The sequence below is a fragment of the Nocardia wallacei genome (assembly GCF_029869545.1).
GTDB classification, from domain to species: Bacteria; Actinomycetota; Actinomycetes; order Mycobacteriales; family Mycobacteriaceae; genus Nocardia; species Nocardia wallacei_A.
Genome location: NZ_JARWQD010000169.1, coordinates 1 through 14758 on the forward strand (window position 1 = coordinate 1; position 14758 = coordinate 14758).

Annotated in this window: 2 protein-coding genes and 1 pseudogene; all 3 read left to right on the forward strand. The window is 70.5% G+C overall.

Going from position 1 to position 14758, the window contains the following annotated elements; translation table 11 throughout:
* On the forward strand, positions 1–11374 hold an 11374-nt coding region (locus QH290_RS13940), incomplete at its 5' end, for a non-ribosomal peptide synthetase (RefSeq protein ID WP_280383208.1).
* Between the two features lie 198 nt (positions 11375–11572).
* The gene (locus QH290_RS13945; protein WP_425301843.1) at positions 11573–12598 is read left to right on the forward strand and encodes an alpha/beta hydrolase; all 1026 of its coding nucleotides are present in this window, start codon (positions 11573–11575) and stop codon (positions 12596–12598) included.
* Between the two features lie 807 nt (positions 12599–13405).
* Positions 13406–14647, forward strand: a pseudogene (locus QH290_RS13950) (Nramp family divalent metal transporter); the annotation flags it as partial.
* Between the last annotated feature and the right edge of the window lie 111 nt (positions 14648–14758).

The following is a 14758-nucleotide window of genomic DNA, read 5'->3' on the forward strand; positions in this document are numbered from 1 at the left end:
TGCGGCGGTTCGGGAGGTGGATCTGGGTGCGTTTTCGCATGCGGAGTTGCCGTTCGAGCGGTTGGTCGAGGTGTTGGATCCGGTGCGTTCGCAGGCGCATCATCCGTTGTTCCAGGTGGCGTTGTTCTTCCAGAACATGGACAAGCCCCGGCTGCAGCTGCCCGGGCTGAGCGCCGCCGCCGTCGAATTCGACGGTGCGGTGGCCAAATTCGACCTGCAGCTGACCGTCGTCCCGCGCGACGAACTCGGGGGCCTGGCGGCCCAGTTCACCTACGCCACCGACCTGTTCGACGAGGCGACGGTCGCAGGGTTCGCCGATCGCCTGCTGCGGGTACTGGACGCGGTCGTCGCCGATCCGGATCGTCCGGTCGGCGATATCGAGCTGCTGAACGACGCCGAGCGCACACGAATCCTGCACGACTGGAACGACACTCACTATCCGGTCGAGCCCGAGCTGCTCCTCGACGGCTATCGGCGCGCGGTCGAGCGCTACCCGGACGCGGTCGCGGTCGCCTACGAGGGCACCGAACTGACCTACGCCGAATTCGATGCCCGGGTGAATCGGCTCGCGCGATTGCTGATCTCGCGGGGCGTGGGCCCGGAATCGCTGGTGGGCCTGGCGATTCGACGGTCGCTGGATCTCGTCGTGGGCATGTACGCGGTGGTCGCGGCGGGCGGTGCGTACGTGCCGCTGGATCCCGATCATCCGGCCGAGCGAATCGCCCACATCCTCGACACCGCACGACCGGCGTGCGTGGTGACCACCGTCGCCGATTCCGTTGTGGTACCGGTCGATACGACGATGCTGCGCCTGGACACGATGGACCTCGGCGGCTTCGACCCCACCCCGGTGCGGCCCGAGGAACTGCTGCGTCCGCTGCGGCCCGACCACCCCGCCTACGTGATCTTCACCTCCGGATCGACCGGCCGCCCCAAGGGCGTGGCCGTGTCGCATGCGGCCATTCACAACCAGGTCACCTGGATGCTCGCCGCCTATCCGCTCGGCACCGGCGACGTATATCTGCAGAAGACGGCGACGACGTTCGACGTGTCGCTGTGGGGATACTTCCTGCCGCTGCGCACCGGTGCCGAACTCGTGATCGCCACCCACGACGGGCACCGGGATCCGGTATATGTCGCGGAAACCGTTGCCGCACGGGGTGTTACGGTGACCGACTTCGTGCCGTCGATGCTCGGCGTCTTCGCCGCGCACACTGCGGCGGGAGCCTGCCCGACCCTCCAGGACATCTTCGTGATCGGTGAGGCGTTGCCGCCGGAGACGGTGGATGCGGTGCGTGTGGTGTCGGATGCGCGGGTGCACAATCTGTATGGTCCGACCGAGGCTGCGGTGTCGGTGACGTACTGGCCGGTGCAGGGGACGGAGCGGCCCGGTGTGCCGATCGGGTTGCCGCAGTGGAATACCCGGGTTTATGTGTTGGATGATCGGTTGCGTCCGGTGCCGCCGGGGGTTCCGGGTGAGTTGTATCTGGCGGGTGGTCAGCTGGCGCGGGGGTATGTGCGGCGGCCGGATTTGACGGCGGATCGGTTCGTGGCCGACCCCTTCGGGGGTGTGGGTGCCGCTGGGGGCGGTGTCGGTGTGGGTGGTGCGGGTAGCCGGATGTATCGCACTGGTGATTTGGCTGTGTGGCGGGAGGCTGAGGGGGGTTTGCCTGCGCGGTTGGAGTATTTGGGGCGCACGGATTTTCAGGTGAAGTTTCGTGGGCAGCGGATCGAGTTGGGGGAGATCGAGGCGGCGTTGTTGGCGTTGCCTGTGGTGAGTCAGGCGGTGGCTGCGGTGGTGGGGTCGGCGCTCGGCGATCAGTTGGTGGCCTACGCCGTACCGACGCCGGGTAACGAGATCGATCCGGAGTGGCTGCGGTCCACGCTGGCGGAAACCCTTCCGGCGTATATGGTTCCGGCCACCGTCGTCCCGCTCGATGCCTTCCCGCTCAATGCCAGCGGCAAACTGGATCGCAAGGCGCTGCCGGAACCGACCTACGCCGGTCGCGAGTTCCGTGCCCCCGCGACGCCGATCGAGGAGATAATCGCCGGAATCTACGGCGACGTGCTGGGCCTCGAACGCGTCGGCGCCGACGACGATTTCTTCGCCCTGGGCGGCAATTCACTGGTCGCCACCCAGGTGGTGGCGCGGCTGGGCGCGGCGATCGGCGGTCGCGTGCCGGTGCGCGCGCTGTTCGAAACCCCGGCGGTCGCGGCGCGGGCCGCGACCGTGGAATCGCAGACCCACGAACGGCACGGCGTGGAGCTGGGCAGCCTGGACCGCCCGGACCCGTTGCCGCTGTCGCTGGCGCAGCAGCGGATGTGGTTCCTCAACCGCTTCGATCAGGCCGACGGTGCGGCGACGGCCGGATTGTCGGCGTACAACCTGCCGTTCGCGTTGCGGCTGACCGGTGAGCTGGACGTGCGGGCGCTGTCGGAGGCGCTCGACGATGTGGTGGCGCGGCACGAGGTGCTGCGCACGGTGTATCCCGAAACGCCGGACGGCCCCGTGCAAGTGGTGCTCGCGGCCGATTCGGGCCTCGGCGTGACCGCGCAGGAGATCGCGGCGGCCGAGGTCGTGGCGGCGGTGTACGAGCTGGCCCAGACCCCGTTCGATGTGACCGCCGAGGTGCCGATCCGGGTGCGGCTGTTCGATATCGCGGATCTCGGGCCGGGTTCGCGGCGCAAGTACGTGCTGGCCGTCGTGGTGCATCACATCGCGGCCGACGGTTCGTCGATGGGCCCGCTGGTGCGGGACGTGATGACCGCGTACGCGGCGCGCACCTCGGGTGCCGCGCCGGAATGGTCGCCGCTGCCGGTGCAGTATGCCGACTACGCGGTATGGCAGCGCGCGGTGCTGGGGGTGGAGTCGGACCCGGGTTCGATTGCGGCGCAGCAGATCGCGTATTGGCGGCGGGAGCTGGCGGGGCTGCCGGATCTGCTGGAGCTGCCGACGGATCGGCCGCGGCCCGCGGTGGCGTCGCTGCGGGGAGGCCGGGTCGACTTCCGCATCGATGCCGCCACCCATACGGGGCTGAGCGGGTTGGCGCGCGCCCACGGGGCGACGCTGTTCATGGTGGTGCATACGGCGCTGGCGGTGTTGCTGGCGCGTCTGTCCGGGGGCGACGACATCGCGGTGGGCACGCCCGTCGCGGGCCGTGGCGAGGCGGAACTCGACGATCTGATCGGGATGTTCGTCAATACGGTCGTTTTCCGGACGCGGCTGGATCGTGGTGAGTCGTTCACGGATCTGCTTGCGCGGCAGCGGGAGACGGACCTACAGGCGTTCGCGCACGCCGACATCCCGTTCGAGCGGTTGGTGGAGGTGCTGAATCCGCCACGGTCGACGGCGCATCACCCGCTGTTCCAGGTCGGCCTGTCGTTCCAGAATCTGGCGCGTACCGCGCTGGAGCTGCCCGGGCTGAGCGTGGACGGCGTGCCCGCGGATCTCGAGGTGTCGCAATTCGATCTGCACCTGATCATCGCCGACGGCTACGACGAGGACGGCCACCCGGCCGGTATCGGCGGGTACTTCAACTATGCCACGGACCTTTTCGACGCCGCGACCGTCGCGGGCTTCGCGGATCGGTTGTCCCGCATCCTGTCCGCGGTGGTCGCGGACGCCGCGACGCCGGTGGGGGACATCGAGATACTGACTCCCGCCGAGCGCACGCCCGAATTCGCCGGTCGCAACGGCACCGCGCATCCGGTGGGCGATGAGGCGACCCTGGTGTCGCTGCTGGACCGTTCGGTCGCGGCCTCGCCCGAGGCGGTGGCGCTGGTGGCGGACCTTCCGGACGCGCAGACCGGGCGAGACGAACTCAGCTACGGCGAGCTCGATTCCCGGGTGAATCGCCTTGCCCGGCATCTGATCTCGCTCGGCGTCGGTCCCGAATCCCGGGTGGCGCTGGCGTTGCCGCGCTCGGTGGACCTGGTGGTGGCGATGTACGCGGTCGCCAAGGCGGGCGGTGCGTACGTGCCGATCGATCCGGACCAGCCCGCCGACCGCACCGACTACATTCTGCGGACCGCGGACCCGGTGTGCGTGCTGACCAACCGCGCACTGAGCGGGTTGGTCGGAGCCGAGCCAGCCGAGGCCGCCGCCGCGGTGTCCCGGCCCGCCATGACCGGGGACGGCGTGATTCGTGACTGGCGCGGGCGCTCCGAATCCATCCCGGCTTTCGCTGCCGCACACAATGATTCGGGCGTCATCGGCGCGCTTCCCGCGTCCGCCGCAATGACCGATGAGGCATCCATCGCGACGCCGGGTGGCGCCGTCGCCGAACGCCCGGGAGTCGCCGTCCTTCTCGACGCTCTCGACCTCTCGAACCTGTCCGACGCCCCCGTGACCGACGCGGATCGCCTCGCCCCCTTGCGCCCGGCGCACACGGCCTACGTCATCTTCACCTCGGGCTCGACGGGACGGCCGAAGGGCGTGGCCGTGCCACATTCGGCCGTCGTCAACCAATTGCTGTGGAAGACGGCCGAATTCGGCCTGGGCGTCGACGATGCGGCGCTGTTGAAGACCGCCGCCACCTTCGACCTGTCGGTGTGGGAGTTCTGGTCCGCCACGGTCTCGGGTGGCCGCCTGGTGATCTCGATGCCGGACAGCCACCGCGATCCGGCGTATCTGAACGGCCTGCTGGCCCGCGAGGGCGTGACCACGCTGCACGTGGTCCCGTCGATGCTGGACACGCTGCTCACCGAGGCCTCGTCGCGCGCGGACGACCGCTCCGCGAGCGGCCTGCGGCGGGTGCTGGCCATCGGTGAGGCGCTGCCCGCCGCGCTGGCACAGCGGTTCCGGACCGCCCATCCGGACGTGGAGCTGTTCAATCTGTACGGTCCGACCGAGGCCGCCGTCTCGATCACCAGTCACCGGGTGACCGACGCCGACGAGGTCTCGGTGCCGATCGGCATCCCGGAGTGGAATTCCCAGGTCTACGTGCTGGATTCGCGGCTGCACCCGGTACCCGCGGGCGTCACGGGCGAGTTGTATCTGGCGGGCGTGCAGCTGGCCCGCGGCTACATCGGGCGCCCGGACCTGACGGCGGATCGTTTCGTGGCCGACCCGTTCGCGCACGGAACCCGCATGTACCGCACCGGGGATCTGGCCGCGCGGAATGCCGCGGGTGAGCTGGAGTACCGGGGCCGCACGGACTTCCAGGTGAAGGTCCGCGGCTTCCGGATCGAACTCGGGGAGATCGAGGCGGCGCTGCTGGCGTTGCCGGAGGTGGCGCAGGCCGCGGTGCTCGCCCGCGAGGACCGGCGGGCCGGTGCCCGGCTGGTGGCCTATCTGGTGCCGCGATCCGGCGAGATCGACACGGCGCGTGTGAAATCGGCGCTGAGCGGCGCGCTGCCCAACTACATGATCCCGGCGGCGTTCGTTCCGCTGGACGCCCTGCCGCTGACCGCCAACGGCAAGCTCGACCGCCGGGCGCTGCCCGAACCGGCCCCCGAGGTCAAGGCGTACCGTGCCGCGCGGACTCCGGCGGAGCAGGCGATCGCCGAGGTGGTCGGCGAGATTCTCGGCCTGGACCGGGTCGGGCTGGACGACGATTTCTTCGCCCTCGGCGGCGACAGCATCATGTCCATTCAGCTGGTGTCGCGGGCGCGCGCCCGCGGTGTCGAATTCACGCCCCGCGACGTCTTCGGCTTCCGGACCGTCGAGGCGCTCGCCGCGGTGGCGACGGTGGCGACGGCCGCCGCCGACGAGCCGCCCATCGGCCCGGTGCCGCTGCCGCCCATGCCGGTTCGGCTGCTGCGGCTCGATCCCACCGGCGGCGACCGGCGCGCCATCGTGGTCGACATTCCCGCCGACTGCGATTCGGACCGGGTCCGCGCCGGTATCCAGGCGGTGCTGGACCGGCATCCGATGCTGTCGGCGAGCCTCGAGATCGCCGAGGGCGCAGCGTCTTCCGTCGTTCCCGGTGCGCCGGGCAGTCCGTTCGGGCCGCCGGTGGGTGTGCAGATTCCCGCCTACGCGGTCGCCGGAGAGGGCGAGATCGACCCCGAGACCTGGGCCGAGCCCGCGACGGAGTTCCTGCCGGTCGCGACGCCGGGCGGCGGGCCGGGCGCCGCGTTCGAGGCGGCCACCGAATTCCTGCCCGTCGTGACGCCCCGGAACGAGCCGGGGCGGCGAGATCCGGTCGCGGGACCGCCGCCGGTGACCGAAGCGACGGGCGGTGACGCGCTCGGCTGGTGCCTGGTCGTCCCGGACGCGATCCCCGAGGTCTCGCTGCGGCAGTTCGTGCCCTCCGCGAACGCCACCGAGGTCGCCGTGCGCGCGCTGTCCGCGGACCTGGATCCGGCGGCCGGGCGCAATACGGCGTTCGGGCTGATCGCGCCGACCGATCCGGACGACGCCGAACCCGATGATGCGCAGGCGAGCCTGGTGATCGTCGCCAACGGCCTGGTGGTCGACGACGCCTCCTGGTGCACGATCATCGACGAGCTGTCCGCCGCGTGGTCCGGCGAGCTTGCCGCGCCCGCGGTGCCGGATGCCGGTGCGGCGGGGGTGGCCCGAGCGCTGGCCGACCGTGCGGCCGCACCCGTCACCGGGGACGAGATCGACTGGTGGCGGCGGACTCTGGCCTACGTCCCCGACGACGTCGCGCTGGACGGCATGGACCTGACCGCTCGCGGCCGGGTGTCGCTGACGGTCACCGGGGAGGGCGCCGCCGCGGTAGCGGCCGTCGCCGCGGCGTATCGGGCGCCGCTCGCGGACGTGCTGCTCGCCGCCCTGGCTCTCGCACTGGAGCCGTTCCGCAGGCAGGCGGCCGGGGAGGAGGGCACCACGCTGCTCCCGCGCACCGCCGACGGCGCCTCCGCCGCCGATGTCCTGGGCCCCGTCGTGCAGTTGTTCGCCGACGGCCGGGCGGCGGCCGGGCCCGAATCCGCCGCCGCCGTGGGCGGATTCACCGCGGCCTACCCCTTCGTCCTGGGCCTGGACGGCATCGACCTGGACGATGCCCTGCTGGGCGGGTCCGCCGCCGGGGACGTGATCGCCCGGGTGAAGGAACAGCGACGGACGGTGCCCGGCCACGGCGTCGGCTACGGGCTGCTGCGCTACCTGAACTCCGGCACGGCCGCCGAGCTGGCCACACTCGCCCAGGGACGCACCGCATTCCGCTACCGGGATCTGCGGCCCGCCCGCGCCCTGCCGGATCTCGCGGCACCCGATCTACTCCTGGACATCACCGTCGAGGCCACCGCCGCGGGCCTGCTGGCCCGATTCGACTACGCGGCCGCGGCATTGACGGTCGAGCAGGTGAAAGAGCTTGCCGGACACTGGGTGCGGGCGCTGGGCGGCCTCGCCGAGCACGGCACGCACGCGGCGACGGGTGGCTTCACGCCCTCCGATTTCCCGCTGGTGCGATTGGCGCAGGCCGATATCGACCGGCTCCAGCGCGAGTACCCGGACCTGGCCGACATCTGGCCGGTGACACCGCTGCAGTCGGGAATGCTGTTCCACGCCCTGCTCGCCGATGCCTCCGTCGACGTCTACACCACACAGTTCACCCTCGATCTGGCCGGTGCGGTGGACGGGCCCCGGCTGCGCGAGGCCGCGCAGGCGATGCTGGATCGCCACGCCAATCTGCGGGTCGCCTTCGCCGCCGATGCCGACGGCAATCCGGTGCAGGTGGTGCTGGATCGCACCGAGATACCGTGGCGCACAATCGATCTCGGTGAACTCGCGGGCGAGGCGCTGGAGGCGGAGCTGGCCCGGATCGAGTCCGCCGACTACGCCGACCGCTTCGATATGCGCACCGCGCCGCTGCTGCGCTTCACCCTGATCCGCCTCGCGGACGATGCCTATCAGCTGCTCGTGACCAGCCACCACATTCTCATCGACGGCTGGTCGACGCCGCTGCTCATGCAGGATCTGCTCACGCTCTACGCGCTCGGTCCCGACTCCGAGTACGTGGGCCCGGTCCGTCCCTACGCCGAGTATCTGACCTGGCTGGTCGGCCAGGACCCGGACACGGCCCGGGAGACGTGGCGGCGGGCGCTGGCCGGGATCACCGAGCCGACACCGCTGGCGCCGGTCGATCCCGGCCGCGAAATCGCCTCCGGCACCGGAGAAACCGGCTTCGAGCTGTCGATCGCCGACACCGCGGAGCTGACCGCGCTGGCGGCGCGCCTGGGCGTCACGGTGAACACGGTGCTGCAGGCGGCGTGGGGGCTGCTGGTCGGCCGCAGCGTCGATCGCGACGACGTCGTGTTCGGCGCCACGGTGTCGGGCCGCCCGGCCGAACTGCCCGGCGTCGAGACCATGGTCGGCCTGTTCGTCAACGCCATCCCGGTCCGCGTGCGCCTGGATCCCGCCGAAACCCTGGGCGCGCTGCTGCATCGGCTGCAGGCCGAGCAGGCCGACCTGCTCGACGTCCACTACCTGGGTCTCAGCGATATTCAGCAGGCCATCGGGGTGGAGGGGCTGTTCGACTCGCTGGTGGTGTTCGAGTCGTACCCGATCGATCGCGCGGCCCTGGATCGGGCCAGCTCGATCGACGGTATGCGCATCACCGGTGTCGGCTCGGTCAACGGCACCCACTACCCGGTGACCGTGCTGGCCTCGCTCGACGACCGGCTGCGGGTCTCGCTGCAGTACCTGCGCGACGTCTTCGACGAATCGGCCGCCGAGGCTCTGGCACAACGGCTTTCGATGCTCATCGGGCACTTCGCGAGCGCTCCGCAGGCGCGGGTGGCCGAGGTGGACGCGCTGCTGCGCGAGGAGCGGGCCGCGCTGACCGCCCGCAATGCCACCGCCGTGCCCGAACTCCTCGACGACGCGACGCTGCTGTCGCTGTTCGACGCCCAGGTCGCCCGGACCCCGCATGCGCCCGCACTGCACTGCGGCGACGTGACACTGACCTATCGCGAGCTGGACACCCGTTCCCGGGCGCTGGCGCGGGATCTGGCCGATCGCGGCGTCGAGCCGGAAACGCTGGTGGCCGTGGCCATGCGGCGCTCGCTCGACCTGGTCATCGCCATCTACGCCGTGCTGCGGGCCGGTGGGGGATATGTCCCGATCGATCCCGACCACCCGGCCGAGCGCAACGAGTTCGTGCTGCACCACGCCCGGCCGGTGTGCGTGCTGACCACCAGCCGCGACGGCTTCGAAACCGGCACGGCCACACCGGTTGTCGCGATCGACGGGCTGTATCTGCCCGGCGTCGACGCGATGTGGGAGTTCCCCGCGGTCCGGCCGGACGGCATCGCCTACGCCATCTACACCTCCGGATCCACGGGTCGGCCGAAGGGCGTGGCGATCACCCACCGCCAGATGGCCCACCAGTTCCGCTGGGCGCAGCGCACCTATCCGCACGACACCGGGGACGTGGTGCTGCACAAGACCCCGATCACCTTCGACATCTCCACCTGGGAGCTGTTCTGGCCGTTGCAGACCGGTGCCGCGCTGGTGATCGCCGAGCCCGGCGGGCACCGCGACCCGGCCTACCTGTCCCGGGTGATCGACGAGAGATCGGTCAGCACCGTGCATTTCGTGCCGTCGATGCTCGACGCCTTCCTCGATGCTGACGCGAATCCGGCCGTCGCGCGGGGGTTCCCGTCGCTGCGGCGGGTATTCGCCGCGGGCGAGGCGCTGTCCGGTGAGACGGCCGCGACCTGTGCGGCGATGCTCGAACACGCCGAGCTGGTGAACTGGTACGGCCCGGCGGAGGCGACCGTCGTCACCGACTTCCCGGCGAATCATGGTGCGGCCGCGGCCGTTCCGATCGGTGCTCCGGTCGCCAACACCCGGGTGCACGTGCTGGACCGGCACCTGCGGCCGGTGCCGCCCGGAGCGCCCGGCGAGCTGTACGTGGCCGGTGTGCAGCTGGCCCGCGGCTATCTCGGGGCGCCCGCGCTCACCGCGGAGCGGTTCGTGGCACACGACGGCGGTGAGAGGCTGTACCGGACCGGCGATATCGTCCGCTGGGTGGCCGATCCCGCCGGGAAGTCCGGCGTCCTGGAGTATCTGGGCCGCAGCGACTTCCAGATCAAGCTGCGCGGACAGCGCGTCGAGCTGGGCGAGATCGAGGCCGTGCTCGCCGGGCACGCGGCGGTGCGGCACGCCGCGGTCTCGCTGGTGCGCAGCGGTTCCGGCGACCGCCTGGTCGCCCACATCGTCCCCGCGACCGGCACGGTCGACGAGGCCGAGCTGCTCGCCCACGCGCGGGAGTCGCTGCCCGGCTACATGATTCCGGCCGCGCTGGTGATGCTCGACGAGCTGCCGCTCAATGCCAGCGGCAAGCTGGACCGCCGGGCCCTGCCGATGCCGCAGCTCGCCGCCCGGCCCTACCGCGCCCCGTCGACGCCGCTGCAGCAGCTGGTCGCCGACGTCTTCGGCGAGGTGCTGGGCATCGCGCAGGTCGGCGTCGACGACGACTTCTTCGAGCTGGGCGGCAACTCGCTGAGCGCCACCCGCGCCGTCGGCCGCTTGCGCGCGACGACGGGCGCCGAGGTGCGGGTGCAGTGGTTCTTCGCCGGATCCACGGTCTCCGCACTGGCACAACGCATCCTGGACGCGCAGAACTTCGATCCGTCCTCCGACGCCGCCCTGCAGGTGGTGCTGCCGATCCGTAGCGGCGGCGCGGGCACCCCGCTGTTCTGCATCCACCCGATGTACGGATTGGCCTGGTGCTACGCCGGATTGGTGCGCTTCGCCGGTGATCGCCCGATCCTGGGCCTACAGTCTCCGGTGCTGTCGGAGGACGGCGAGCTGCCGGAATCGGTGCGGGACATGGCCGCCCGCTACGTCGAGGAGATCCGGCGGATCCGGCCGCACGGCCCGTATCACCTGCTGGGCTGGTCGCTGGGCGGCGTGCTGGCGCACGAGATCGCCACCGTGCTGCAGGCCGATGGCGAGCGGGTGGAGCTGCTGGCCATGCTCGACAGCCGCCTCGACATCGACCTGACCGATTTCGGCGCGGCCATCCGCGAGGTCCTGGCCGAGATCGGGATCGGTGCCGAGGCGCTGATCGGCGACGGCTCGCAGGACGCCCACCGCGACATCTACGACCTCGACGACGACGCGCTGGCGGCCCTGCACGCCGCCGTCCCGGAGGAATTGGCCGCGCTCACCCCGGATCGGTTGCGCCGCATCTATCGCAGCGCCGTCCGCTCGGCCGAGTTGATCGTCGAGCACCGCCCGGCGGTGTTCCGCGGCCGCGTCGACTACTTCTCGGCGCAGGGACGCGCGAGCGGCGCCGACAACTGGCGCCGCTACGTCGACGGCGAGATCGCCGACTATCCGGTGTCCGCCGTGCACGAGGAGATGACCACCCCGCGGGCGCTGGCACAAATCGGCCCGCGACTGAGAATTCTGCTCGCGACCGGGGGCGATGACGCTCCGGCGGACACCGATCGGGCATGATGAGGCGGTCGTGACGTAACGATGTCCTCTGGTCGGACGACTAGAAAGGCCGTAGGGTCGGGCGCGGCGGCGACCGGCCCACGGGTGTCGGCACGGGGCGCCGACGGGAATCGCTGGACCGAAATCGATCAGATAGCGAAGGTGTAAACATTGATTCGTCGACACTTCCGGCGTAGCGGCCTGCGTGCCGCCGCCGCAATTGCGGCCACCGGAGTTCTCGCTGGCGTCGTTGCCGGAGTCGGCGCACCCACCGCCTCGGCGGAAGACCCGATCATCGCCTCCAAGAGCCTGCTGGGCGACCCGAAGGCGCCCGACGGCTCCTACATCTCCAAGGCGACCTACAAGGACGACCGCAACATCCGGCTGTACGTGTACTCGGCCGCGATGGACCAGACCTTCCCGGTGGATGTGCAGCGCCCGGCCGACACCTCGGCGCCGCGGCCGACGCTCTACCTGCTCAACGGCGCCGGTGGCGGTCAGGACGATGCCTCGTGGCAGCGCAAGACCGATATCGTCAACGGCTTCCTCGGCGACAAGAACGTCAACGTGGTGCAGCCGATCGGCGGCAAGTGGAGCTACTACACCGACTGGATCAAGGACGACCCGACGCTGGGCCGCAACAAGTGGACGACGTTCTTCACCGAGGAGCTGCCGCCGCTGATCGATGTCGCCCTCGGCACCAACGGCGTGAATGCCGTTGCGGGACTGTCCACCTCGGGCACGACCGTGCTGAACCTGCCGATCCACAAGCCGGGCCTGTACAAGGCCGTCGCCGCCTACTCCGGCTGCGCGATGACCAGCGACCCGACCGGCCGCGAATTCGTGAAGCTCACGGTCAACACGTGGGGCGGCGGTGACGTCGAGAACATGTACGGTCCGGACAACGGCCCCGCCTGGGTCGAGAACGACCCGTACGTGCACGCGGATCAGCTGCGCGGCCTGGACATGTACATCTCCACCGGCAACGGCCTGCCCGGCATCCACGACACCATGAACGGCCCCTACGCCCTCCCCGGCGCCTACGGCCTGGGCAACCAGATCCTGATCGGCGGCGTCATCGAGGCCGGCACCAACTACTGCACCCAGCAGCTGAAGACCAAGCTCGACGGCCTCGGCATCCCCGCCACCTACAACTTCCGCAACTCGGGCACCCACTCCTGGGGCTACTGGCACGACGACTTCATCGACTCCTGGCCGGTCCTAGCCCGCGGCCTCGGCATCTAACAGGGATACCAAGGACCCTCCCCGCGGGGTGTGAAGCAGCCTGCGAGCCACAGGGTTAGGGCCTACTGCGGGTTTGCTCACCCGCGCCTGCACTCCCTCTCAGGGCATTAATGACGACGTCGGGCCGCAGGGAACGGAGGAGTCTGTCGTCGCAGGGTCTGAAGGAGCCCGCAAGCAGCAGGGTTAAGGCCTGCAGCGGCTCTGCTCACCCACCCCTGCTCTCCATCTGCACCCCGCCCTTGGGCTCCATCTGCACCCGCCCTTGGGCTCCATCTGCACCCGCCCTTGGGCTCCATCTGCATCCCGCCCCTGGGCTCCATCTGCATCCCGCCCCTGGGCTCATCTCTAATCCCGCCCCTGGGCATTCCCAGCTCCGGCCCCGGCGCTCCCTCTCAATCCCGGCCCTGCGTCTCCTCCCCGCTCCGCCCCTGCGGCATCCTCTATCCCTGACCCGATCGCCCCGGGGGCGATCGGGTCAGGGCATTAATGACGACGTCGGGCCGCAGGGAACGGAGGAGCGTGCCGCCGCAGGAATGAGGGACCCTGCGAGCCGCAGGGTTAAGGTCTGTTGCGGCTTTGCTCAGCTGCCCTGCGCTCCGTCTCTGTCGCGCCCCTGGTTTGCTGTTCCGGCCCGGCGCTCCCTCTGTTCCGGCCCGGCGCTCCCTCTGTTTCGGCCCGGCGCTCCCTCTGTTTCGGCCCCGGCATCCTCTATCCCTGACCCGATCGCCCCCAGGCGATCGGGTCAGGGGGATCACACTTTCCCGGGTGGGCTCAACAAAAAGTTTGGGGAGCCTTAAAATTAGGTTTATGAGTGCCGTAGTCGTTGTGCCTCGTCGAGTCCCGAATCGGGCGAGGTCGGCGGTTATGTTGCTCGGGCCCGCGTTTGTGGCGGCTATCGCCTATGTCGATCCTGGCAATGTTGCGTCCAATATCAGTGCCGGGGCGCAGTTCGGGTATCTGCTGGTGTGGGTCATCGTGATGGCCAATGTGATGGCGGCGCTGGTGCAGTTTCTGTCGGCGAAGCTCGGGCTGGTCACCGGGCGCACGCTGCCGCAGGTCGTGCGGGATCGGGCGAGCCGGTCCGTGCGGCTGGCCTACTGGGGGCAGGCCGAATTGGTCGCGATGGCGACGGATCTGGCGGAGGTCGTCGGTGGCGCGATCGCGCTGAATCTGCTGTTCGATCTGCCGCTGCTGGTGGGCGGGGTCATTACCGGCGTGGTCTCCATGGCGCTGCTGATGGTGCAGAACAAGCGCGGGCAGCGGCCGTTCGAGCGGGTCGTCATCGGCCTGCTGGCGATCATCGCGATCGGGTTCGTGGCTGGCGTGGTGATCTCGCCGCCGTCGGCATCCGGCACGCTGGGCGGGCTGGTCCCGCGCTTCGACGGCACCGAGAGCGTGCTGCTGGCGGCGGCGATGATCGGCGCGACGGTCATGCCGCACGCCATCTACCTGCATTCGGGCCTGTCGCGGGACCGGCACGGCCACCCGGCGGCCGGTCCGGAGCGCACGCGGATGTTGCGCATCACCCGCATCGATGTGGGGCTGGCGATGGTGATCGCCGGTGCCGTGAACCTGTCGATGCTGCTGATGGCCGCCCACACCCTCGCCGGGCGCGACGGCATCGACTCCCTGACATCGGCACATGCCGCGGTCGGGGACGTGCTGGGCCCGTGGGCCGCGCTGCTGCTGGCGGTCGGCCTGCTCGCCTCCGGCCTGGCCTCCACGTCGGTCGGCGCCTATGCCGGGGCCATGATCATGGAAGGCCTCCTGCGCAGGCAGATTCCGCTGCTGCTGCGCCGCGTGGTCACGCTGGTCCCGGCGCTGGTCGTCCTGGCCGTGGGCGTCGATCCGACTCGGACGCTGGTGATCTCGCAGGTGGTGCTCTCGTTCGGCATCCCGCTCGCGCTGATTCCGCTGGTGCGCTTCACCAGTGACCGCGCCCTGATGGGCGCCGACGTCAACCACCGCTGGACCACCGCGGCGGCCTGGCTGATCGCCGCGATCATCTCCGCCCTGAACCTGCTCCTGATCTACCTCACAGTCACCGGCGGCGGCACCGGGGCCGCGCCGCCGCCGGGCGCCCGGGCCGGGGGGCAAATGCCGCCCGGGACACGTGGCGGGGGGGTGGTTGGCGCCGGGGACAGGGTGGGGGGGGGGTGG